The following is a 23,285-nucleotide window of genomic DNA, read 5'->3' as shown; positions in this document are numbered from 1 at the left end:
CGGGGCTCCTCAGCTCGTCGGGCGTACGGTCTCGGGTGCGGGGTGTCACTGGATCCGCAACTCCGTTTCCTCTTCCTCCTCCTCGGGCAGCTTGACGTCGCTGACCGCGATGTTGACCTCGACCACCTCCAGGCCGGTCATGCGTTCCACGGCGGCGACCACGTTCTCCCGCACGGCGCGGGCGACGTCGGCGATGGCGACGCCGTAGTCCACGACGATCTCCAGGTCGAGCGCGGTCTGCACCTCGCCGACCTCGGCCTTGACGCCCCGGGTCACCGACTTGCCGCCGCCGGGCACCCGGTCCCGTACGGCGCCGAAGGTGCGGGCGAGGCCGCTGCCCATGGTGTGGACGCCGACCACGTCCCGGGCGGCGAGGCCGGCGATCTTCTCCACGACTCCGTCGGCGATGGTGGTGCGGCCCCGGGTCGCCGGGTCGCCGCCGCCGCGCCGGGTGGCCTTGCGGGCCGGTACCTGCGGTTCGTGGCCGCCTTCAGGGGTGGTCGTCGTGTCGGTCATCGCCGTACGTCCCTTTCGGTGCGCCCGCTCGGTCGTCCTTCTCCGACCACGGTATGCAAGGCTGCGCCGTCGCGCGCCGTGGATACGGCAGGCTGGTGGAATGACGGTTGACCGGTGGGCACAGGTGGTGCGGCATCAGGTGGGGCTGGGCAGGCTGTTGCCGCTCGGCGGCCCGCGCGACGGCGCGTGGATCACGGAGGAGGCGGCCGGGGCGGTGCTGCGGCGCGCGGCGGCGGAGGGGGCGCCGGGGGTGCGCCTGGGCGCGCTGCGGATCGCGCTCGCCGATCCGCGGGACCTGTCGGAGCCCGTCGTGCCGGCGCCGCCGAGCGCGCTGCCGCCGGGTCCGCTGCGGGTGACGGCGGACTTCGCCGCGACGGCCGCCGAGCCGTTGCCGACGGCGGCGTCCCGGCTGCGGCTCGTCCTGGCGGGGGCCGCGGCGGAACGGCTCGGCCTCGCGGTGACGGAGATCGACCTGCGGGCGACGGAGCTGCTGGAGCCGGACGCCCCGCCCGCCCCGGCGGCCGGTGTCCCGCAACCGCCGCCGGCCCAGGAGCCGGTGGGCACGGACGGGACCGCGGTGGCGGAGGCGGCCCTGGCCGTCCCCGGGGTGCTCCGGCTGACGGGGTCCCTCGGTGGTGTGGGCCGGGCGGTGCGCATCGAGGAGCACGCCGAAGAGACGGCCCTGCCGCGCCGTCACGTCCGCGTGGAACTGGCCACCGGCGCGACCCACCGGGCCGTGGACGTGGCCCGGCAGGTCCGCGCGGCCGTGCGGGAGGCCCTGCCGGACCGTCCGACGGTGGCCGTGCTGGTCACCGCGGTGGGCTGACCGGCTTCGGGTGCCCGGCCGGGTGCCGGCTCACTCGCCGAGGCCGGCCAGGTCCCGCAGCCGTCGTGCCTGGGCGGCCCGCTCGGCCGCGCGCTGCTCCTCGTACGTCCGGTCGAGGGCACCGCGCAGCAGCGCCTTGGTCTCCACCACCGCGTCCCGGGGCGCGGCCATGATCGCCGCCGCCAGGTCCCGCACGGCCGCGTCCAGTTCGCCGGCGGGCACGGCGAGGCTCGCCAGCCCGCTCGACACCGCTTCGTCGGCGCCGACGAAGCGTCCGGTCACGCAGATCTCCAGCGCGCGGGCGTATCCGACGAGGCCGACCAGCGGGTGGGTGCCGGTCAGATCGGGGACGAGGCCGAGGCTGGTCTCGCGCATGGCGAACTGCACGTCGTCGGCGACGACGCGGAGGTCGCAGCCGAGCGCGAGCTGGAAACCGGCCCCGATGGCATGCCCCTGGACGGCGGCGATGGACACGATGTCGGTCCGCCGCCACCAGGTGAACGCCTCCTGGTATTCGGCGATGGTCGCGTCGATCCCGGCGTCGTCACGGCGCGCGAGGTCGATGAAGGTCGGCTCGCCCGGGATCCCCTCCGGGGTGAACATCTGACGGTCCAGCCCGGCGGAGAAGGACTTGCCCTCGCCACGCAGCACGACGACCCGGACGGAGCCCGGCAGCAGCCGCCCGGCCTCGGCGAGCGCCCGCCACAGGGCGGGGCTCTGCGCGTTGCGCTTGGCCGGGTTGGTCAGCGTCACCGTGGCGAGCGCGTCGTCGACGGTGAGCCGTACGCCGTCCTTGTCGAGTGCGGGAGCGAGGTCCTGCTCGGGCGAAGCCATGGGGCGCCTCCGATGGGTGCGGTCAGCAGAGCGAAGCTAAGTGACTGCACAGTAACCACCCGGCCGGTCGGTCTGCCGACCGGGTGGCCACCATCGAAGCCGATGGGCCGCCCGGAGTCAGGACGAAGCGGCCTTCTTACCCCTGGTCGCTCCGCCACGCCCACGGAGCGTGACGCCCGACTCGCTGAGCATCCGGTGCACGAAGCCATACGAGCGGCCGGTCTCCTCGGCCAGCGCCCGGATGCTCGCACCGGAGTCGTACTTCTTCTTCAGGTCTGCCGCGAGCTTGTCGCGCGCGGCGCCGGTCACCCGGCTGCCCTTCTTCAGAGTCTCGGCCACCCGTGCCTCCTCATGGGAAGTGCGCTCTGGTCTCCTCATGATCACCCCTCCTGGGCGTGATGGCCACCCATTCGGCAAGGTCCGTGAGACATCGTTGTGACGACAGGAGCCGGTCCCCACAAGCGGAAGGGGGGATTCCATGGGGTGCGGCCCATAGGGCCGTCCGGGTGGATTCGTGAAGTGCCAGGTCAGGAACGCGCGGCGGCCGATCCCCCGACAGCCGGGGGATCGGCCGGAAAATGCGTGTACGACACACCGCGGTACGAGGAGATCTCACACAGATGATGGATCACCGATGGGCCGAATGATCCAGACCGAGTGGATCAGTCCTTCGGTCAGGCCAGGGCGACGAGATCCGCGTAGTCGGAGCCCCACAGGTCCTCGACGCCGTCCGGCAGCAGGATGATCCGCTCCGGCTGGAGCGCCTCGACGGCGCCCTCGTCGTGCGTGACGAGGACGACCGCGCCCTTGTAGGTGCGCAGGGCGCCGAGGATCTCCTCGCGGCTGGCCGGGTCCAGGTTGTTGGTCGGCTCGTCCAGGAGCAGCACGTTCGCCGAGGAGACGACGAGCGTGGCGAGGGCGAGCCGGGTCTTCTCGCCGCCGGAGAGGACACCGGCCGGCTTGTCGACGTCGTCGCCGGAGAACAGGAACGAGCCGAGCACCTTGCGGACCTCGACCAGGTCCATGTCGGGGGCGGCCGAGCGCATGTTCTCCAGGACCGTGCGGTCGGCGTCCAGGGTCTCGTGCTCCTGCGCGTAGTAGCCGAGCTTGAGCCCGTGACCGGGGACGACCCGGCCGGTGTCCGGGCTCTCCACGCCCCCGAGGAGCCGCAGCAGGGTGGTCTTGCCGGCGCCGTTGAGGCCCAGGATGACCACCCGGGACCCCTTGTCGATGGCCAGGTCGACGTCGGTGAAGATCTCCAGCGAGCCGTACGACTTGGACAGGCCCTCGGCCATCAGCGGGGTCTTGCCGCAGGGCGCAGGCTCCGGGAAGCGGAGCTTGGCGACCTTGTCGGACATCCGGACGTCCTCGAGGCCGGAGAGCAGCTTCTCGGCGCGGCGGGCCATGTTCTGCGCGGCGACCGTCTTGGTGGCCTTGGCGCGCATCTTGTCGGCCTGGGCGTTGAGCGCCGCGGCCTTCTTCTCGGCGTTGGCGCGCTCGCGCCTGCGGCGCTTCTCGTCGGCCTCGCGCTGCTGCTGGTAGAGCTTCCAGCCCATGTTGTAAATGTCGATCACGGACCGGTTCGCGTCCAGGTAGAACACCTTGTTGACGACGGTCTCGACCAGGTCGACGTCGTGGGAGATCACGATGAAGCCGCCGCGGTAGGTCTTCAGGTAGTCGCGCAGCCAGATGATCGAGTCGGCGTCGAGGTGGTTGGTCGGCTCGTCCAGGAGCAGGGTGTCCGCGTCGGAGAACAGGATGCGGGCCAGCTCGATGCGGCGGCGCTGACCGCCGGAGAGCGTGTGCAGCGGCTGACCGAGCACCCGGTCGGGCAGGTTCAGCGCGGCGGCGATCGTGGCGGCCTCGGCCTCGGCGGAGTACCCGCCCTTGGTGAGGAACTCCGTCTCCTGGCGCTCGTACTGCTTCAGGGCCTTCTCGCGGGTGGACCCCTTGCCGTTGGCGATGCGCTGCTCGTTCTCGCGCATCTTGCGGATCAGTACGTCGAGTCCGCGCGCGGAGAGGATGCGGTCGCGGGCGAGGACGTCCAGGTCGCCGGTGCGGGGGTCCTGCGGGAGGTAGCCGACCTCGCCGGAGCGGGTGATCGTGCCGCCCGCGGGGATGCCCTCACCGGCCAGGCACTTGGTGAGGGTGGTCTTGCCTGCGCCGTTGCGGCCGACGAGGCCGATGCGGTCGCCCTTGGCGACACGGAAGGTGGCGTTCTCGATGAGGACGCGCGCACCGGCGCGCAGCTCGATACCGGAGGCGGAGATCACGGACAGACTCCAGGGCGTACAGGGGTTGGCGGGTGGGCGGCTGAGGACGTTCCCGCCGTCTAATGCGCGAGGAGAAAGGCCATGGGGGAAAGTCTAACGGGGCCGTGCAAGCGGTTTACCGCGTCCGGTCCGCCGGGGCGCGGGCGCGGGGGATCCGTTGCCCAGCGGGGTGCGGCCGGGCGCGATCCGGCCCAGGTCGTCCAGGGCCACGAGCTGGCCGGTCCACGCGGCGTCCGCGCAGGGCTGGGCGAGGAGCAGTGCGGCGCCCCGGCGCACGGCGCTCCCGGGCAGGAAGGCGCAGCCGTCCCGGGCGGGCAGCACCCAGCGCAGGTCGCCGTCGGCGGTGCGGTAGGCGGTGACGCGGCGGGGGGTGACGACGGCGAGGATGCCGCGGCCGAGGGGGCGCAGCACGCCGGTGCCGCCCTGGGCCGGGAGCCACTCGGCCGCGTCGGGCAGGGCCCGGTGCCAGCGCACGGACCGGCCGTCGGTGTCGGTGAGCAGGCCGTCGTCCCAGAGCGCGATCGCCTCCCCGCGCGCGTGCACCACGTCGACGGGGCGGTGCCCCGGGCGCGCGTAGCGCCACCGGAGCGCTCCGGTACGGCTGTCGTGGCCGGCCACGGCACCGTCCCGCACCCGCGCCGCCCAGGTCCCCGTGACCGGCCCGGCGGTCAGGAGCCGGTCGCCGTAGGGAACCGGCCGCAGCTGCCGGGCCGCGCCGAGGAGGCCGAGGGTGACGACGGCCAGGAGGAGGGCGACGGCGAGGCGGCCCACGGGTGGAAGTGCCACCTCACCCCCTTCGGGTACCACCGTCCCAGGATCAGCCGCCGAGCGTAGTCACCGCGGGCCGGGCCGGCGGGGCGGCCGGGCGGGCGGGGCGGGAAGTCCCCCCGTTCGGCGGGGCGGGGGCGTCCGCCGGGGCGTTGTCGGTGGCGGCTGCGAGACTCGCGGAGCAGGGCGCGACCGGTGCGGGACGGGGTCATCGGCACGGAAGGCCCTGGGCTTGGGCTTCACCGGGCTGTCGGTGGGCGAGACGCAGGACGGCAAGGTGGTGCGCGCCGAGCCGGCCCAGGGCGGCGGCGTGGTGGTGATGGCGCGGCGGCCTCCTCGGCACGGCGGTGAGGGACGCGGGACCCACCGGGGTGTACGTCGTGGTGGACGACGTGGACGACCGCCACCGGCGGGCCGTGGAGCACCGGGTGGAGATCCTGATGCCCCGACGGACCGGGATCGCGGCTCCCGGGACTCCATGGCCGGGGACGCCGAGGGGTACGCCCCCGGGACCGGCGTCCGAGCCGCTCCGCTCCCCCGCCGCACCGCGCTCGGCCCGCGCTCAGCCTCCGGTGTGCACCTGGAACGCGGCCCGGCGGACGGCCTTGGCCAGGGCCGGGTCGGGGTGGGCGGCGGCGAGGGCGACCAGGACCTGCACGGTGCGCGGGTGGCCGACGGCGCGGACCTCGTCGAGCAGCTGGGGCACGGTGGGCTGCACCGCGGACTCCAGGTGCCGGACCAGCATCGGCGCCTCGCCGTGGTCGGCGACGGCGGCGGCGGTGTCCACCCACAGCCAGGTGGCCTCGTCCCGGGTGAGGACCTCGTGGGCGTCCTCCGGGTCGACGCCGTCGTGCTCGGCCAGCCACAGCAGGGCGTACGGCCGCAGGGCCGGCTCGTCCACGACGGACCGTACGTCGGGCTCGGCGGGGGCGCCGACGACGCGCAGCGCCTCGAAGGCCAGGCCGCGCAGCAGGGCGTCGTCGCCCCGGGCGGCGGCGATCAGCTCGGTGACGGCGCTGCCGACGGGGCGGGCGGCGAGCCAGGCGCGGTACTCGGCGCGGGCCGCGTTGGGGCGGAGCTGGGCGCAGCCGCGCAGCATGTCCTCGGCGGACTGCTCGATGTTGCCGGCGGGGCTCTGCGCGGCCACGCAGATCTGCTCCAGCTTGACCCAGACCGCCCAGTTGCCGAGCGGGGTGAGCGTGGCCTGGCCGCCGCCGTAGGTGAGGGCGCCGACGGAGGCCAGGGCGCGCAGCGCCCAGTCCAGCAGGGGGGCGAGCGGGGCGTCGGCGGCCGGGGCGGGGTCCGCCGGGCCCGGGGCTCCGGCGGGCTGTCCGGTCCCGGGTTCGTAGGCGACCTCGCAGCGTTCGGTGCGCAGTTCGGTGACCCGCTGCTGGAGCAGGTCGAGCAGCTGCTCGACGGGGACCGGTCCGGCGGACAGCTGGAGGAAGGAGAGCACCTGGGGCATGGCCGAGACGACCTCGGCGACGGCGGCCGGCTCGTGTCCGTCGGGTTCGGGGCAGGCGAGCGACCAGGCGTCGAAGAGGGCGACCCAGCCGCGCAGCACGGCGCTGTCGTCGCGGTCCCAGGCGCGCAGTCGCCAGCCGGGGCGCGCGCTGTCGCCGTGCACCTCGACGAGTCCGGCGAGGCGGGCGGTGTCCCAGTGGGCGCGGACCTGAGCGTCGGTCAGGCCGAGATCGGCGGCGGCGCGTCGGGCGGTGGCGGCGGAGAGGGTGGCCTTGCCGTCGGTGGTGGCGCCGTCGCGGCCGGGGCCGAGTGCGGTGTCGGCCCAGCGGGCGACGCGGACCGCGCCGGCCAGACCGGCGCGGGCCATTCCGGCCAGTTCGGCCGGTGCGGGGGTGCCCTCCGGCGGCCGGGGTGCGGGGCGGCGCGGGCGCCGCTGGTTCACAGCTCTGGGGGCGGCGGCCAGGGGTCGCGGTCGGACGAGTCGGAGCCTGGAGTCGCGCGGGATACGGGACGTCACGGGTGCAGTCTTCCGGTTGACGGTCCGAAAACCCAAACGGAATGTCACGGCGGGCGACGGGGCTGGCCAACGCACCGGGTGCGCACGGGCCGGGGAGGCACGATCGCGCCAGTCGTACGCCCTTAAACGGAATGTTTCGCGCCGGTGCCGGCGGCACGGGCTCACGGGCGCCCCGCCGGCCGGGAAGGCACCCGTGTCACAGCAGCCCCTGCTGTCACATCAGCGGGGTCAGGAACCGCCGCAGCCGCTCCTCGTACTCCTTGGGGTCCGCGTTCCACATCGCCGCGTGCGGGGCGTCCGCGACGGTGTGCAGGGAGACCAGGTCGGCGCGGCGCCGGGCGAGCGCGCGGGAGAACCTCCAGGGGGCGACCCGGTCGCCGGGGCCGTGGATGATCAGGGTGGGGACCCGGAGCCGGCCGGGGCCGGCGATCTCGGCGACCCGGCCGGCGTGCAGTCCGGCCCGGCCCTGCGCGGCCCGCACGGCGAGCGGCAGCAGCGGTCGCGGGGTGTGGCGGGCCCTGGCCAGGGCGCGCAGGGTGGCCTCCCAGCTGAGCACCGGCGAGTCCAGGACGAGTCCGGCGACGCGGTCGCGGACCGCGGAGTGCCCGGCGGCGCGCAGGGCCATGGTGGCGCCGGTGGACCAGCCGAGCAGGACGACCCGGCGGGCGCCGTGGCGGACGGCGTGGCGGATCGCCGCCTCGACGTCCCGCCACTCGGTGTCGCCGAGGTGGTTCAGGCCGTCCGGCGGGCGCGGGGCGCCGTGGTCGCCGCGGTAGGCGAGGGCGAGGACGGGCAGCCGGCGGCCGTGCAGGAAGCCCAGCACGTTCATGGCGTGTTCCCGGGTGGTGCCGAGGCCGTGCACGGCGATCACCCAGGTGTCCCGCTCTCCGGGCACGAACCAGGCGGGCAGGGCACCCAGCTCGCCGGCCACGGTGACGTCGGTGTGGTCGAGGCCGAGGGCGGAGCCGGGGTCGCCGACGTACACGTTGGGGGTCAGCCAGGCCGCGTCGCCGGGGGCGAAGGTGCCGTGGGTGACGCGTTCCAGACGCCGTACGACCGTGTCGGCGGTGTGCTGGGCGCCCTCCAGGACGGGGCCGACGACCGCGTGGGAGCCGTCGCCGGCGAGGCCGTAGGTGCCGGGGCGCAGGGTCGCCAGGTCGCGGGTGAGCGTGATCTGGCCGGCGGCCGTGCCGTGCACGGTGAGGCGGGGTTCGGTGGGCAGCGGGCGGCCCGCCGGGGCCTTCAGCGCGGCGTCGCTGGCGAGCCGGCCCGCGGCGACGGACGCCATCCCGGCGGCCAGGACCGCGGTGAGCCCGGCGGCGGTGGCTTTGAGGGTGCGCACGGCTCCAGTGTCGGCGGGGCCGCGGCCACCGGCCAGCGGAAGCGGGGGCCGTCGCGGTGCGGGCGGGCGCGGTACCGCCGGGTGCGGACGTCGTGGCTGGGCGCCGTCGCGGCGCGTCGAGGACAGCAAGGGGTCACCTCCGTTGGCCGTACCCCTTCAAGCGTTCCCCGGCTTCGGCCACTTGTGCCTCCGTCAGCAGGGAGGGCGTCAGGCCCGGCACGGAGGACGCCGTGAGCCACAGCCGGCACATCCACTCCAGCTGGGCGGTGCGGTCGTAGGCCTGGGTGAGGGTGGCGCCGTAGGTGATCGTGCCGTGGTTCTGCAGGAGGCAGCCGGAGCGGCCGGTGAGGGCGCGGAGCATGTTCCCGGCCAGTTCGCCGGTGCCGTAGGCGGCGTAGGGGGCGACCCGCACGGGGCCGCCGAGGGCGGCGGTCATGTAGTGGACCGGCGGCAGCTCGGGCACGAGCGTGGAGACCGCGGTGGCGTGCACGGCGTGGGTGTGGACGACGGCGCGGGCGTCGGTGGTGCGGTAGACGGCGAGGTGCATGGGCAGCTCGCTGGTGGGCGCGAGCGTGCCGAGCACCTGGCGTCCGGTGAGGTCGACACCGGTGATGTCGTCCGGGGCGAGCCGGTCGTAGGGAACTCCCGACGGGGTGACCAGGACGAGGTCCCCGACGCGGGCGGAGACGTTGCCGGAGGTGCCGACCACCAGTCCGTCGGCGACGGTCCGGCGTGCGGTCGCGACCAGTTCCGCCCAGAGCCGCGCCTCGTCCTGACGCGCCTGCTTCCGCTCCGCGTCCGGTCGCCCGCCGTCCTGCCGGCCGCCCTGGTGCCCGTCGTCCGTGTTCCGCAGCGTGTCAGCCATGCCGTGATCCTGTCAGCCGGACCGGCGCGGAGCGTCCGGGGCGGCCGGAGCCGCGCGGAAACGATACGGCCGAACGGGCGGACATCGCGCCGAAACGCCATGAATCGGCGCGGACGCGGTGATCAGCGGGCCTTCAATGATCCCTCTTGCCGACTGGACGTCCACCCCGGGGGAGACGCATGGCCCGTGAACGCACCCCTGTCCGCCGCCGCACCGGTGTCCTCACGGCGGCCACGGCGGTCCTCGCCCTCGCGACCGCCGCGACCGCCTCCGCCGGACCGCTGGTGCCGCCCGGCGGCCCGGAGACCGCCGCGTCCCCGGCCGCGGGCGCGCCGCCGGTGCTGCCGGGGCTGCCCGCGCTGCCGCTCCGGTCCGGGGCCCTGCCCAGGGGCCACGACGTGTCGTCCCACCAGAGGGGGGTCGACTGGGCGGCCGCCCGGGCGCGGGGCGCGCGGTTCGTCTACGTCAAGGCGACCGAGTCCACGGGCTACCGCAACCCCTACTTCTCCGGGCAGTACTCCGGCGCCCGCGCGGCCGGCCTGATCCGGGGCGCGTACCACTTCGCCCGGCCGGACCGGTCCTCCGGCGCCGAGCAGGCCGCGTACTTCGTGCGGCACGGCGGCGGCTGGCGGGCGGACGGCTGGACGCTGCCGCCCGCGCTGGACATCGAATACAACCCGTACGACGCGAAGCACAAGTGCTACGGGGTGGGCAAGGCCCGGATGGTCCGCTGGATCCGGTCGTTCAGCGACGAGGTCAAGGAGCGGACCGGCCGCCGTCCGGTGATCTACACCACCACCCAGTGGTGGAAGCTGTGCACCGGGAACAGCCGCGCCTTCTCCTCCTCGCACGCCCTGTGGATCGCCCGCCACGGCACCTCACAGCCGGGCGCGCTGCCCGGCGGCTGGCGGTACTGGACGTTCTGGCAGCACGCCGTCAAGGGCAGGCTGCCGGGTGACCAGGATCTCTTCAACGGCTCCCTGAGCCGGCTGCGGATCTTCGCGCGCGACCACTAGCCAAGGCGCGCCTGGGCCGGCGGCGCGAAGCGGAACCCCGTACGCGCGTTACTGACACCCCCACGCCCGCCTCAGTTCATCTTCCGTTCACCCAGGTTGCCTACGTTCGTCCAGCCAATGACCTCGAACGATTGCCTGGGTAAATGGAAAGCTTCTCGCTGATCCTCGCGATTGTGGTGGTAACCGCACTCGCGTTCGATTTCACGAACGGTTTCCACGACACCGCGAACGCGATGGCCACCACCATCTCCACAGGCGCCCTGAAGCCGAAGATCGCGGTCGCCATGTCCGCCGTCCTCAACCTCGTGGGCGCCTTCCTCTCCGTGGAGGTCGCCAACACGATCTCCAAGGGTCTCGTCGACGAGACCGGCATCCGTCCCGAGGTCATCTTCGCCGCCCTGGTCGGCGCGATCCTCTGGAACCTGCTGACCTGGCTGGTGGGCCTGCCCTCCAGCTCCTCGCACGCCCTGATGGGCGGTCTGGTCGGCGCCACCGTCGCCTCCGCCGGCTTCGGCGCCGTCCACGGTGAGGTCCTGGTCACCAAGGTGCTGCTCCCGGCCGTCGCCGCGCCGGTCGTCGCGGGCCTCGCCTCGCTGCTGGCCACCCGGTTCTCCTACGGCGTCGGCGGCACCGCCGACGGCGAGGCCACCCGCAAGGGCTACCGCGCCGGGCAGATCGCCTCCGCGGGCCTGGTCTCCCTCGCGCACGGCACCAACGACGCCCAGAAGACGATGGGCATCATCACCCTCGCCCTCGTCGCGGGCGGCTCCATCGCCCCCGGCTCCAACCCTCCCACCTGGGTGATCCTCTCCGCGGGCATGGCCATCGCGCTCGGCACCTACATCGGCGGCTGGCGCATCATCCGCACCATGGGCAAGGGCCTGACCGACCTGGAGCCGCGCCAGGGCTTCGCCGCCCAGACCAGCGCCGCGACCGCCATCCTGGCCTCCTCCCACCTCGGCTTCTCCCTCTCCACCACGCACGTCGTCTCCGGCTCGGTGATGGGCGCGGGCCTCGGCCGCAAGGGCGGCGTGGTCCGCTGGTCCACCGCGACCCGCATGGCCGTCGCCTGGGTGCTGACCCTCCCCGCCGCCGCGCTGGTCGGCGCGGGCGCCGAGTCCGTCACCGGCCTGGGCGACTGGGGCACCGCCGTCGTCGCCGTCTTCCTGGTCGCCGCGAGCGCCGGCATCTGGAAGCTCTCCCGCCGCGAGGTCGTCGACCACACCAACGTGGTCGAGGCGACCGAGCCGGCCGGTGTGGTCACCGCCGCCATCGCCGCCGTGATCCCGCCCCCGGCGGGCGTGGTCGCCGAGGACCTGACGGCCACCATCCCCGCCCCGGCCACCGAGCCCGCCCCCGCCGCCCCGCCGGCCGCCGCGGTCTGACCCCGACCCGGCGCACACGGTTACTGAAGGAAGCATCCCCATGAAGATCGACTGGGCGGCCCTCGGCTCCGTCTTCGGTGTCAGCCTCGCGTTCACGGTGGGCCTGGTGGTCCTGTTCACCCTCGGCATCAACGGCCTGTCGCGCCGTGAGAAGGCCGCGGCCCGGGGCGGGTCCGCCGCCCTCGCCGTCACCGGCGCCTACGTGTGCTTCGCGGCCTGCGCGGCGGCGGTGGCGTACGGGATCTACCTGATCGTCGTCAAGCCCTGACGGTCCGGAACCCGGCACCGGCCCCGCCGGGCCACCGCCTCGGCGGGGCCGGCGGGGCCTTCGCATGCCGTCGCACCGGACTTCCGGCCGCCGTCCGGCGGACCGGCGGTGTGGGCCTCAGCACAGTCCGGCGTCCCAGGTCAAAGGCAAGTTGACGGCCGTTCCGGGCGCGTGGTGGACTGCCCAGGCCATGTACGGCGGCAAGAGAGGAAGCCGGTGCGAATCCGGCGCGGTCCCGCCACTGTCACCGGGGAAGAACCCCCGGGAGCCAGGAACTCTCACCGCCGATTCACGTCGAACCAGGGCGCGGACACCCTGAGTGAGGACACATATCGCCATGCTCGGCTGCCGATCGAGGACCCGTACCAGGACCGTTCCTGTTCCCACCGCCGGCTGAGCCGATGGGTGCCGATCGCACATACGCGTACGGTGCCGCCGCCGGCGTCCTCGGTGACCTGCTCCTCGGCGACCCGCGCCGCGGGCACCCGGTCGCCGTGTTCGGCCGGGCGGCCGGGGCCGTGGAACGCGCCCTGTGGCACGACCACCGTGGCTGGGGCGCCCTGCACACCGTCGTGTGCGCCGGCGGCGCCGTCGCCCTCGGCGCGCTGGCCGCACGCGCCGTACGCCCCTGCCGTACCGCTTCCGCCGCGCTGACCGCCGCCGCCACCTGGGCCGTCGTCGGCGGCACCTCGCTCGCCCGGGAGGCCCGCACCATCGGGCGCGCCCTGGAGGCCGGGGACGTCGAGGCGGCCCGGGCCCGGCTGCCGCACCTGTGCGGCCGGGACCCGCAGGCCCTGGACGCCGACGGGATCGCGCGGGCCGTGGTCGAGTCGGTCGCCGAGAACACCTCCGACGCCGTGGTCGGCGCGCTCGTCTGGGGCGCCGTGGCCGGGGTGCCGGGGCTGCTCGGCTTCCGGGCGGTCAACACCCTGGACGCGATGGTGGGTCACAGGTCGCCCCGCCACCGGCGCTACGGCTGGGCCTCCGCCCGCCTGGACGACGTCGCCGGCTGGCCGGGCGCCCGGCTGACCGCCGTGCTCGCCGCCGCGGCCGGACCCGATCCGCGCGGCGCCCTGCGCGCCTGGAGGGCCGACGCGCGCAGGCACCCGAGCCCCAACGCCGGGCCCGTGGAGGCCTCCTTCGCGGGCGCCCTCGGCGTCCGCCTGGGCGGCACGCTCTCCTACGGCGGCCGGGTCGAACACCGCCCGCTGCTGAACGGCGCCACCGGACGGCCGGTCCGCGTCACCGACATCGACCGGGCCGTGCGGCTCTCCCGCCGCGTCGGCCTGCTCGCGCTCGGCACCACGCTGGCCGCGCGCGCCCTGCTGAGAGGACGTGGCAAGTGAGCGGTGGTCTCCTCGTCGCCGGCACCACCTCCGACGCGGGCAAGAGCGTCGTGACGGCGGGCATCTGCCGCTGGCTGGTGCGCCAGGGCGTGAAGGTCGCGCCGTTCAAGGCGCAGAACATGTCCCTGAACTCGTTCGTCACGCGCGAGGGCGCGGAGATCGGCCGGGCGCAGGCCATGCAGGCCCAGGCCTGCCGCGTCGAGCCGACCGCGCTGATGAACCCGGTGCTGCTCAAGCCCGGCGGCGAGCAGAGCAGCCAGGTGGTGCTGCTGGGCAGGCCGGTGGGCGAGCTGAGCGCGCGCGGGTACCACGGCGGGCGGCAGCAGCGGCTGCTGGGCACGGTGCTGGACTGCCTGGCCGAACTGCGGGGCACGTATGACGCGGTGATCTGTGAGGGGGCGGGCAGTCCCGCCGAGATCAACCTGCGGCGGACCGACATCGTCAACATGGGGATCGCGCGAAACGCGCGGCTGCCGGTGCTCGTCGTCGGCGACATCGACCGCGGGGGCGTGTTCGCCTCCTTCTTCGGCACCGTCGCCCTGCTCTCCCCCGAGGACCAGGAGCTGGTCGCCGGGTTCCTGGTGAACAAGTTCCGGGGCGACGCCGGCCTGCTGGAGCCCGGGCTGGACATGCTGCGGGACCTCACCGGGCGGCGGACGTACGGCGTGCTGCCCTTCCGGCACGGGCTCGGCATCGACGAGGAGGACGGACTGAGGGTGTCCCTGCGGGGCACGGTCCGCGAGTCCGCCGTGACGCCCCCGGTCGGCGAGGACGTGCTGCGGGTCGCCGTGTGCGCGGTCCCGCTGATGTCCAACTTCACCGACGTCGACGCGCTGGCCGCCGAACCGGGTGTGGTCGTGCGGTTCGTGGACCGCCCGGAGGAGCTCGCCGACGCCGATCTCGTCGTCGTCCCGGGCACGCGCGGGACCGTGCGGGCGCTGGAGTGGCTGCGGGAGCGGGGGCTGGCGGACGCGCTCGTCCGCCGGGCCGCCGAAGGGCGCCCCGTCCTCGGCGTCTGCGGCGGCTTCCAGATCCTCGGCGAGCACATCGAGGACGACGTCGAGAGCCGGCGCGGGCATGTCGACGGGCTCGGCGTCCTGCCCGTCCGGGTGCGGTTCGCCCGCGAGAAGACCCTCACCCGGCCCAGCGGCGAAGCCCTCGGCGAGCGGGTCGACGGCTACGAGATCCACCACGGGGTGGCCACCGTCGAGGGCGGCGAACCCTTCCTGGACGGCTGCCGGGTCGGCCAGACCTGGGGCACCCACTGGCACGGCTCGCTGGAGTCGGACGGCTTCCGGCGGGCCTTCCTGCGCGAGGTGGCCGCCGCCGCGGGCCGCCGCTTCGTGCCCGCGCCGGACACCTCCTTCGCCGCGCTGCGCGAGGAGCAGCTCGACCGGCTCGGCGACCTGATCGAACAGCACGCGGACACGGACGCGCTGTGGCGGCTCATCGAGTCGGGCGCGCCGCAAGGACTGCCTTTCATTCCACCGGGAGCGCCCGCATGAGCACAGTGTTGTTGTTGTCGACCGCCGACACGGATCTGCTGGCCGCCCGGGCGTCCGGCGCCGGCTACCGCATCGGCAACCCCACCCGCGTCGACGTCGCCGGGGAGCTGCCCGGACTGATCGCGGGCGCGGACCTCGCCGTCGTCCGGCTGCTGGGCGGCAAGCGGGCCTGGGAGGACGGGCTGGCCGCGCTGAAGGCGTCCGGCGTCCCGACCGTGCTGCTGGGCGGCGAGGCCGTGCCGGACGCGGAGCTGATGGCGGAGTCCTCGGTGCCGGCCGGTGTGGTCGCGGAGGCGCTGAGGTACCTGGTCGAGGGCGGCCCGGCGAACCTGCTGGAGCTGTCCCGGTTCCTGTCGGACACCGTGCTGCTGACCGGCGAGGGCTTCGAGGAGCCGCGCCGGATGCCGGAGTTCGGCGTGCACGGCGGGTACGAGGTCCAGGGCGGCCGGCCGACCGTGGGCGTGCTGTTCTACCGGGCGCACGAACTGAGCGGCAACACCGCCTTCGTGGACACCCTGTGCGAGGCGATCGAGGCGCGCGGCGCCAACGCCCTCCCGGTGTACTGCGGTTCGCTGCGCGGCGCGGACCCGGCCCTGTACGAGCTGCTGGGGCGGGCTGACGCGCTGGTCGCCACGGTGCTCGCGGCCGGCGGCACGCACGCCTCCCAGGCGTCGGCGGGCGGTGACGAGGAGTCCTGGGACATCGGCGCGCTGGCCGACCTGGACGTGCCGGTGCTGCAAGGGCTGTGCCTCACCTCCTCGCGGGCCGCGTGGGAGGAGTCCGACGCGGCCCTGTCCCCCATGGACGCGGCGATGCAGGTGGCGATCCCGGAGTTCGACGGCCGGCTGATCACGGTGCCGTTCTCGTTCAAGGAGCAGGGCCCCGACGAGGTGCCGGTGTACGTCGCCGACCCCGAGCGGGCCGCCCGCGTGGCCGGGATCGCCCTACGGCACGCCCGGCTGAAGCACAAGCCGAACGCGGAGAAGAGGATCGCGCTGGTCTTCACGGCGTACCCGACCAAGCACTCCCGGGTCGGCAACGCGGTCGGCCTGGACACGCCGGCGTCGGCGGTCCGGGTGCTGGACGCGCTGCGGGACGCCGGGTACGGGGTCACGGAGTACCCGGCCGGCGGCGACGAGTTGATCCACCGGCTCATCGAGGCCGGCGGTCACGACGTGGAGTGGCTGACCGAGGAGCAGCTGGCGGCGGCGCCCGCGCGGGTGCCGCTGGCCGACTACCGCGCGTGGTTCGAGAAGCTGGACCCCGGGCTGCGGGACGCGATGACCGAGGCGTGGGGGGAGCCGCCGGGCGGCCTCTACGTCGACGGCGACGACATCGTGCTCGCCTCCCTCCGGTTCGGGAACGTCGTCGTGATGATCCAGCCGCCGCGCGGCTTCGGCGAGAACCCGATCGCGATCTACCACGACCCCGACATGCCGCCCTCCCACCACTACCTGGCGGCGTACCGGTGGCTGGAGAACTCGTTCGGCGCGGACGCGATCGTGCACATGGGCAAGCACGGCACGATGGAGTGGCTGCCGGGCAAGGGCCTGGGGCTGAGCGCCGGGTGCGCCTCGGACGCCGTCCTCGGCGACCTGCCGCTGATCTACCCGTTCATCGTGAACGACCCCGGCGAGGGCACCCAGGCCAAGCGGCGCGGGCACGCCACGGTGGTCGACCACCTGGTGCCGCCGATGGCCCGCGCGGACACCTACGGCGACCTGGCCAAGCTGGAGCAGCTGCTGGACGAGTACGCGCTCGTCTCCGACCTGGACCCGGCGAAGGCGCCGGCCGTCCGCGCGCAGATCTGGACCCTGGTCAAGGCGGCGGAGCTGCACCACGACCTGCACGTCGACGAGCAGCCCGACGACGAGGCGTTCGACGAGTTCGTCATGCACATCGACGGCTACCTGTGCGAGATCAAGGACGTGCAGATCCGCGACGGCCTGCACATCCTCGGCGGCGGCCCGGTCGGCGAGCCGCGGGTGAACCTGGTGCTGGCCGTGCTGCGCGCCTCCCAGGTGTGGGGCGGCCGGGCGAACGCGCTGCCCGGTCTGCGGGCCGCGCTGGCGGCGCACTTCGGGCTGGTGGAGAAGGAGCTGCTGGCCGAGCCGGGCGCCCCGGTGAAGGTGCCGGTGGAGCTGACGGACCTGGTGGAGGGCCCGTCCCGGACCGGCGCCGACGCCGTCGACCTGCTGGAGCAGCTGTGCCGGCGGATCGCGGAGGGTATGGAGGCGCGGGCGTGGGACCGTACGGTCGTCCCCGCCGTCCTGCGGGGCGTGCTCGGCGCCGAACTCCCCGACGCGCTCGCCGTGCTGGAGTTCGCGTGCGACGAGGTCGTGCCCCGGCTGGCGCGGACCACCGACGAGATCGGGCACATCCTGCGGGCCCTGGACGGCGGTTACGTCCCGGCGGGCCCGTCGGGCTCCCCGACCCGGGGCCTGGTCAACGTCCTGCCGACGGGCCGCAACTTCTACTCGGTCGACCCCAAGGCGATCCCGTCCCGGCTGAGCTGGGAGGTCGGCCAGTCGCTGGCGGACTCGCTGGTGCAGCGGTACCTGAGCGACACCGGGGAGTACCCCCGGTCGGTGGGCCTCACGGTGTGGGGCACGTCCGCGATGCGCACCCAGGGCGACGACATCGCCGAGATCCTGGCGCTGCTGGGCTGCCGCCCGGTGTGGGACGACGCCTCGCGCCGGGTGACCGGCTTCGAGGTGGTTCCGCTCGCCGAGCTGGGGCGCCCGCGCATCGACGTCACGGTCCGCATCTCCGGGTTCTTCCGGGACGCGTTCCCGCACGTGGTCGGGCTGATCGACGACGCGGTGCGGGCGGTGGCGGAGCTGGCGGAGCCGGCCGGGTCCAACTACGTGCGGGCGCACGTGGAGGAGGACACCGCCGGGCACGGCGACCGGCGCCGGGCCACGGCCCGGATCTTCGGCTCGAAGCCGGGGGCGTACGGCGCGGGTCTGCTGCCGCTGATCGACGCCCGGAACTGGCGCAGTGACGCCGACCTGGCCGAGGTGTACGCCGTCTGGGGCGGCTACGCCTACGGGCGCGGGCTCGACGGGCGGGCGGCGCGCGGGGACATGGAGACGGCGTTCCGGCGGATCGCGGTGGCGGCGAAGAACGTCGACACGCGTGAGCACGACCTGGTCGACGCGGACGACTACTTCCAGTACCACGGCGGCATGGTCGCCATGGTCCGGCACCTGACGGGCGCCAACCCCGAGGCGTACGTGGGCGATTCGGCCGTGCCGGACCAGGTGCGGACGCGGACGCTGGGCGAGGAGACGCACCGGGTGTTCCGGGCGCGGGTGGTCAACCCGCGCTGGATGGCGGCCATGCGCCGGCACGGCTACAAGGGCGCGTTCGAGATGGCGGCGACCGTGGACTACCTCTTCGGCTACGACGCGACGGCGGGCGTGGTCGACGACTGGATGTACGAGAAGCTCAGCGCCGAGTACGTCTTCGACCCGGAGAACCGGGACTTCATGAAGAAGTCCAACCCGTGGGCGCTGCGCGGGATCACCGAGCGGCTGCTGGAGGCGGCGGACCGCGGCCTGTGGGCGGAGCCGGACGCGGACACGCTGGAGCGGCTGCGCGCCACCTATCTGGAGCTTGAAGGCGACTTGGAGGGCGACCAGTGACCACCCCGTTCCCCTTTACGGCCGTCGTCGGCCAGGACGACCTGCGGCTCGCGCTGCTGCTGAACGCCGTGTCGCCGGCGGTCGGCGGTGTGCTGGTGCGCGGCGAGAAGGGCACCGCGAAGTCCACGGCGGTACGGGCGCTGTCGGCGCTGCTGCCGGAGGTGGCCGTCGTCCCCGGGTGCCGGTTCTCGTGCGACCCGGCCTCCCCCGACCCCGGCTGCCCGGACGGACCGCACGAGTCCGGCGACGGCGCCGGGCGCCCCGCGCGGATGGTCGAGCTGCCCGTCGGCGCCTCCGAGGACCGGCTCGTCGGCGCCCTCGACATCGAGCGGGCGCTGGCCGAGGGCGTGAAGGCCTTCGAGCCGGGCCTGCTGGCCGAGGCGCACCGGGGCATCCTCTACGTCGACGAGGTCAACCTGCTCCACGACCACCTGGTCGACCTGCTGCTGGACGCGGCGGCGATGGGTGCCTCTTACGTGGAGCGCGAGGGTGTGTCCGTGCGGCACGCGGCCCGGTTCCTGCTCGTCGGCACCATGAACCCCGAAGAGGGCGAGCTGCGCCCGCAGTTGCTGGACCGGTTCGGGCTGACCGTGGAGGTGGCCGCTTCCCGGGAGCCGGAGCAGCGGGTGGAGGTCGTCCGGCGCCGGCTGGCGTACGACGACGATCCGGCCGCCTTCGCCGCGCGCTGGGCCGGCGAGGAGGCTGCCGTACGGCAGCGGATCGTGGCGGCGCGGGAACTGCTGCCGCGGGTGCGGCTGGGCGACGGGGCGCTGCGGCAGATCGCGGCGACCTGCGCGGCCTTCGAGGTGGACGGCATGCGCGCCGACATCGTGATGGCCCGTACGGCGACCGCGCTGGCCGCGTGGGCCGGGCGGACCGATGTGCTCGCCGAGGACGTGCGGCAGGCCGCGCTGCTGGCGCTCCCGCACCGCAGGCGGCGCAACCCGTTCGACGCGCCGGGCCTGGACGAGGACAAGCTGGACGAGACGCTGGAGCAGTCCTCCGGCGAGTCCCCCGACGACGATCCGGGCCCCGACGGCCCCGACGGCCCCGACGGCCCCGGTGGGGGCGGCGGGCAGCCGGCGCCCGACAGCGGTCCGCGGGGCGACGGCGCCGGCGACGCGCGGCCCGAGGCCGGTGAGGACGGGCAGCCGCAGGCGTCCGGCGGGCGGGAGCAGTCGGCCGTACGGGCCGCGGAACCCTTCCGGGCCAAGGCGCTGACCGTCCCCGGCGTCGGCGAGGGTGCCGCCGGGCGGCGGTCGCGGGCGCGGACCGAGCACGGGCGGACCACCGGGGCCCGGCGGCCCCGGGGGGCACTGACCAAGCTGCACCTGGCGGCGACCGTGCGGGCCGCCGCGCCGCATCAGCGGGCGCGGGGCAGGTCCGGGCCGGGACTGGTCGTACGGCGGGACGATCTGCGGCAGGCGGTCCGTGAGGGACGTGAGGGCAACCTCGTGCTGTTCGTCGTGGACGCCTCGGGGTCGATGGCGGCGCGGGAGCGGATGAGCGCCGTGAAGGGCGCCGTGCTGTCGCTGCTGCTCGACGCCTACCAGCGGCGGGACAAGGTGGGCCTGGTGACGTTCCGGGGCTCGGGCGCCGAGGTCGCGCTGCCGCCGACGTCCTCCGTCGACGCCGCCGCCGCGCGGCTGGAGTCGCTGCCGACCGGGGGGCGTACGCCGCTCGCCGCGGGGCTGCTCAAGGCACACGAGGTGCTGCGGGTGGAGCGGCTGCGGGACCCGGCGCGCCGGGCGCTGGTGGTCGTGGTGACCGACGGGCGGGCCACCGGCGGCCCCGAGCCGGTCGCCCTCGCGGGGCGGGCGGCGCGGCTGTTCGCGGCCGAGCAGGTCGCCTCCGTGGTCGTGGACTGCGAGTCGGGGCCGGTGCGGCTCGGGCTCGCCGGACAGCTGGCCGGTGAGCTGGGCGGTACGGCCGTCACGCTGGACGAGCTGCGGGCCGACTCGATCGCCGGGCTGGTCAGGGATGTGCAGGGAACGCCGAGGAGGGCCGCGTAATGCCGCAGGGACAGCCGAGTGTCGTACCGGACGACGGTCTGACGACCCGTCAGCGGCGAAACCGTCCGCTGGTCGTCGTGCACACGGGCGTCGGCAAGGGCAAGTCCACCGCCGCGTTCGGGCTCGCGCTGCGCGCCTGGAACCAGGGGTGGCCCATCGGGGTGTTCCAGTTCGTCAAGTCGGCGAAGTGGAAGGTCGGCGAGGAGAACGCGCTCAGGGTGCTCGGCGCCTCCGGCGAGGGCGGGAGCGTCGACTGGCACAAGATGGGCGAGGGCTGGTCGTGGGTCCAGCGCGACGCGCAGATGGACAACGAGGAGAAGGCCCGCGAGGGCTGGGAGCAGGTCAAGCGGGACCTGGCCGCCGAGACGTACCGGCTGTACGTGCTCGACGAGTTCGCGTACCCGATGCACTGGGGCTGGGTCGACACCGACGAGGTCGTCGACGTGCTGCGCGGCCGTCCCGGCACCCAGCACGTGGTGATCACCGGGCGGAACGCGCCGGAGAAGCTGGTGGACTTCGCCGACCTCGTCACCGACATGTCCAAGGTCAAGCACCCCATGGACGTGGGGCAGAAGGGCCAGAAGGGCATCGAGTGGTGAGGTCCGTCCCCCGGCTGGTCATCGCCGCGCCCTCTTCGGGCAGCGGCAAGACCACCGTCGCCACGGGGCTGATGGCCGCGTTCGCCGCGCGGGGGCTCGCCGTGTCCCCGCACAAGGTCGGACCGGACTACATCGACCCCGGGTACCACGCCCTCGCGACCGGACGGGCGGGGCGCAACCTCGACGCGTACCTGTGCGGGCCGGAGCTGATCGCTCCGCTGTTCCTGCACGGGGCGCGGGGGTGTGACCTCGCGGTGGTCGAGGGCGTGATGGGGCTGTACGACGGGGCCGCCGGCGAGGGTGAGCTGGCGTCCACCGCGCACGTCGCCAAGCTGCTGCGGGCGCCGGTGGTGCTCGTCGTGGACGCGTCCTCGCAGTCGCGGTCGGTGGCGGCGCTGGTGCACGGGTTCGCGTCCTGGGACCCGGAGGTGCGGGTCGGGGGCGTGATCCTGAACAAGGTCGCCTCCGACCGGCACGAGTCGCTCCTGCGGGAGGCGCTGGATGCGGCGGGGGTGCCGGTCCTGGGTGCCTTGCGGCGGGCCGCTCAGGTGGACACGCCCTCCCGGCACCTCGGACTGGTGCCGGTCGCCGAGCGGCAGGCTGCGGCGGTGGACGCCGTCCGGGCCATGGCCGCGCAGGTGGCCCAGGGGTGTGACCTGGCCGCGCTGGAGGGGCTTGCCCGTACTGCCGGTGCCCTCCCAGGGGGCGCCGCACCCTGGGCCCCCGCCTCGCCCGCCCACCACCCGGCTCGGTCCGCCGGGAAGCGAGCCCCTGTCGTCGCCGTCGCCGGCGGGCCCGCCTTCACCTTCTCCTACGCCGAGCACACCGAACTGCTCGCCGCCGCCGGTGCCGAGGTCGTCACCTTCGACCCGCTGCGGGACGAGCGACTGCCCGAGGCGACCGCCGGGCTGGTCATCGGAGGCGGCTTCCCCGAGGTGTACGCCGCCGAGCTGTCCGCCAACGAGCCCCTGCGCAAGGCCGTCGCGGACCTCGCGTCCTCCGGCGCCCCCGTGGCCGCCGAATGCGCCGGGCTCCTCTATCTGTGCCGCGAGCTGGACGGGCAGCCCCTGTGCGGGGTGCTCGACGCCACCGCGCGGATGACCGACCGGCTGACCCTCGGCTACCGGGACGCCGTGGCCGTCGGCGACAGTGCGCTGGCGGCGGCCGGGACGCGGATGCGGGGCCACGAGTTCCACCGCACCGCCGTCGAGCCGGGCGCCGGTGCCGCTCCCGCCTGGGGCGTACGGACCCCGGTCCGGCGGGTCGAAGGTTTCGTACAGCAGGGCGTGCACGCGAGTTACCTGCACACGCACTGGGCGTCCGAGCCCGGTGTCGCCCGTCGGTTCGTGGAGAGGTGCCGGACGTCATGAGCAGCAGGCTGGTCGGGGTCGGGGTCGGTCCCGGTGATCCGGAGCTGGTGACCGTGAAGGGGGTCAACGCGCTGCGGGCCGCCGAGGTCGTCGTCGTACCGGTCCTGGACACCGGGGAGCGGGGGCGGGCGGAGGCGACGGTGCTGCACTACGTGGCCGCGGACAAGGTCGTCCGGGTGGTGTTCGCGCTGAACGAGCGGACCGACCGGGCGCGGCGGGAGGCGGCCTGGGACGCGGCCGGCGCCCGGGTCGCCGAGCTGCTCGCCCGGCACGGGTCCGTCGCGTTCGCCACCATCGGCGACCCGAACGTGTACTCGACGTTCACGTATCTCGCGCAGACCATCGCCGAGCTGGTGCCGGGTGTCACCGTGGAGACGGTGCCCGGGATCACCGCCATGCAGGATCTCGCGGCGCGCTCGGGGGCCGTGCTGACCGAGGGCACCGAGCCGCTGACCCTCGTGCCCGTGACGGCCGGGCCGGCGGTGCTGAAGGAGGCGCTGGCGGGGCCGGGGACGGTCGTGGCGTACAAGTTCGGGCGGCAGGCCGCCGAGGTCGCGGAGGCGCTGCGGGAGACCGGGCGGCTCGGGGACGCGGTGTGGGGCTCGGCGCTGGGCCTGCCGGAGGAGTCGGTGCGGCCGGCCGCCGAGCTGGACGGGACGCCGCTGCCGTACCTGTCGACGCTGATCGCGCCGCCGCGCCGGGACGGCGGCCGGGGCGGAAAGCTGTGACACG

19 protein-coding genes, 1 pseudogene and 1 riboswitch are annotated in these 23,285 nt (G+C 74.7%); of the genes and pseudogenes, 12 read left to right on the top strand and 8 right to left on the bottom strand.

Annotated elements, in window-relative coordinates:
- Positions 1–45 precede the first annotated feature (45 nt).
- The gene (locus AB0947_RS31315; protein ID WP_366753731.1) at positions 46–516 is read right to left on the bottom strand and encodes an Asp23/Gls24 family envelope stress response protein; all 471 of its coding nucleotides are present in this window, start codon (positions 514–516) and stop codon (positions 46–48) included.
- Between the two features lie 100 nt (positions 517–616).
- Here AB0947_RS31315 and AB0947_RS31310 point away from each other — a divergent pair, with 100 nt between their 5' ends.
- Complete coding sequence (locus tag AB0947_RS31310; protein ID WP_366753730.1) at positions 617–1,342, top strand: nucleopolyhedrovirus P10 family protein; 726 nt, start codon at positions 617–619, stop codon at positions 1,340–1,342.
- Positions 1,343–1,372: 30 nt separating this feature from the next.
- Here AB0947_RS31310 and AB0947_RS31305 read toward each other — a convergent pair whose 3' ends face one another.
- The 4 genes from AB0947_RS31305 to AB0947_RS31290 all read right to left on the bottom strand — a co-directional run bounded on the left by AB0947_RS31305 (position 1,373) and on the right by AB0947_RS31290 (position 5,235).
- Positions 1,373–2,176: an enoyl-CoA hydratase/isomerase family protein gene (locus AB0947_RS31305; protein ID WP_366753729.1), complete on the bottom strand. Its 804-nt coding sequence runs from the start codon at positions 2,174–2,176 to the stop codon at positions 1,373–1,375.
- A 117-nt stretch (positions 2,177–2,293) separates the two neighbouring features.
- Positions 2,294–2,515 (bottom strand): helix-turn-helix domain-containing protein, encoded by a 222-nt coding sequence (locus AB0947_RS31300; protein WP_004002281.1) that lies wholly within the window; start codon positions 2,513–2,515, stop codon positions 2,294–2,296.
- Positions 2,516–2,850: 335 nt separating this feature from the next.
- Entirely contained in the window at positions 2,851–4,449 is a 1,599-nt protein-coding gene (locus AB0947_RS31295) for an ABC-F family ATP-binding cassette domain-containing protein (RefSeq protein WP_366753728.1), read from the bottom strand.
- A 93-nt stretch (positions 4,450–4,542) separates the two neighbouring features.
- Positions 4,543–5,235: a hypothetical protein gene (locus AB0947_RS31290; RefSeq protein WP_366753727.1), complete on the bottom strand. Its 693-nt coding sequence runs from the start codon at positions 5,233–5,235 to the stop codon at positions 4,543–4,545.
- A 214-nt stretch (positions 5,236–5,449) separates the two neighbouring features.
- Between AB0947_RS31290 and AB0947_RS31285 the strand changes: the two are divergent.
- A pseudogene (locus AB0947_RS31285) lies at positions 5,450–5,716 on the top strand (hypothetical protein); the annotation flags it as partial.
- Positions 5,717–5,779: 63 nt separating this feature from the next.
- Here AB0947_RS31285 and AB0947_RS31280 read toward each other — a convergent pair.
- From AB0947_RS31280 to AB0947_RS31270, 3 genes are all read right to left on the bottom strand, one after another.
- Positions 5,780–7,198, bottom strand: a complete 1,419-nt coding sequence (locus AB0947_RS31280; protein ID WP_366753726.1) for a hypothetical protein — start codon at positions 7,196–7,198, stop codon at positions 5,780–5,782.
- Between the two features lie 214 nt (positions 7,199–7,412).
- On the bottom strand, positions 7,413–8,540 hold the full coding sequence (locus AB0947_RS31275) for an alpha/beta fold hydrolase (protein ID WP_366753725.1): 1,128 nt from the start codon (positions 8,538–8,540) through the stop codon (positions 7,413–7,415).
- Between the two features lie 133 nt (positions 8,541–8,673).
- Positions 8,674–9,405, bottom strand: a complete 732-nt coding sequence (locus AB0947_RS31270; RefSeq protein WP_366753724.1) for a class II aldolase/adducin family protein — start codon at positions 9,403–9,405, stop codon at positions 8,674–8,676.
- A 179-nt stretch (positions 9,406–9,584) separates the two neighbouring features.
- On the opposite strand from AB0947_RS31270, the gene AB0947_RS31265 reads away from it, so the two are divergent.
- From AB0947_RS31265 to cobI, 10 genes are all read left to right on the top strand, one after another.
- Positions 9,585–10,421: a lysozyme gene (locus AB0947_RS31265; protein ID WP_366753723.1), complete on the top strand. Its 837-nt coding sequence runs from the start codon at positions 9,585–9,587 to the stop codon at positions 10,419–10,421.
- Positions 10,422–10,564: 143 nt separating this feature from the next.
- Entirely contained in the window at positions 10,565–11,806 is a 1,242-nt protein-coding gene (locus AB0947_RS31260; protein WP_366753722.1) for an inorganic phosphate transporter, read from the top strand.
- Positions 11,807–11,846: 40 nt separating this feature from the next.
- Positions 11,847–12,074, top strand: a complete 228-nt coding sequence (locus AB0947_RS31255) for a hypothetical protein (RefSeq protein ID WP_189815421.1) — start codon at positions 11,847–11,849, stop codon at positions 12,072–12,074.
- Between the two features lie 158 nt (positions 12,075–12,232).
- Positions 12,233–12,375: riboswitch (cobalamin riboswitch) on the top strand.
- A gap of 100 nt (positions 12,376–12,475) precedes the next feature.
- A complete protein-coding gene (locus AB0947_RS31250; protein WP_366753721.1) occupies positions 12,476–13,420 on the top strand; it encodes a cobalamin biosynthesis protein in 945 nt (314 codons plus the stop codon).
- Positions 13,417–14,925 carry a cobyric acid synthase gene (locus tag AB0947_RS31245; RefSeq protein WP_366753720.1) on the top strand — a complete coding sequence of 503 codons (1,509 nt, stop codon included), beginning with the start codon at positions 13,417–13,419 and terminating at the stop codon, positions 14,923–14,925. The genes AB0947_RS31250 and AB0947_RS31245 overlap by 4 nt, the downstream gene beginning before the upstream one ends.
- Entirely contained in the window at positions 14,922–18,572 is a 3,651-nt protein-coding gene (cobN, locus tag AB0947_RS31240) for a cobaltochelatase subunit CobN (RefSeq protein ID WP_366753719.1), read from the top strand. Before AB0947_RS31245 ends, cobN begins: the two co-directional genes overlap by 4 nt.
- On the top strand, positions 18,569–20,584 hold the full coding sequence (locus tag AB0947_RS31235; RefSeq protein WP_366753718.1) for a putative cobaltochelatase: 2,016 nt from the start codon (positions 18,569–18,571) through the stop codon (positions 20,582–20,584). The genes cobN and AB0947_RS31235 overlap by 4 nt, the downstream gene beginning before the upstream one ends.
- Positions 20,584–21,183, top strand: coding sequence for a cob(I)yrinic acid a,c-diamide adenosyltransferase (gene cobO / locus AB0947_RS31230; RefSeq protein ID WP_366753717.1), 600 nt, complete (start codon positions 20,584–20,586; stop codon positions 21,181–21,183). Before AB0947_RS31235 ends, cobO begins: the two co-directional genes overlap by 1 nt.
- Positions 21,177–22,553, top strand: coding sequence for a cobyrinate a,c-diamide synthase (locus AB0947_RS31225; RefSeq protein ID WP_366753716.1), 1,377 nt, complete (start codon positions 21,177–21,179; stop codon positions 22,551–22,553). The genes cobO and AB0947_RS31225 overlap by 7 nt, the downstream gene beginning before the upstream one ends.
- Complete coding sequence (gene cobI, locus AB0947_RS31220; protein ID WP_366753715.1) at positions 22,550–23,281, top strand: precorrin-2 C(20)-methyltransferase; 732 nt, start codon at positions 22,550–22,552, stop codon at positions 23,279–23,281. Before AB0947_RS31225 ends, cobI begins: the two co-directional genes overlap by 4 nt.
- Positions 23,282–23,285 lie beyond the last annotated feature (4 nt).

Source organism: Streptomyces sp. NPDC047841 (genome assembly GCF_040704085.1).
Taxonomy (GTDB): domain Bacteria; phylum Actinomycetota; class Actinomycetes; order Streptomycetales; family Streptomycetaceae; genus Streptomyces; species Streptomyces argyrophylli.
Note: the sequence above shows the minus strand (reverse complement) of the source record. Positions and strands in the feature narration are given on the sequence as shown.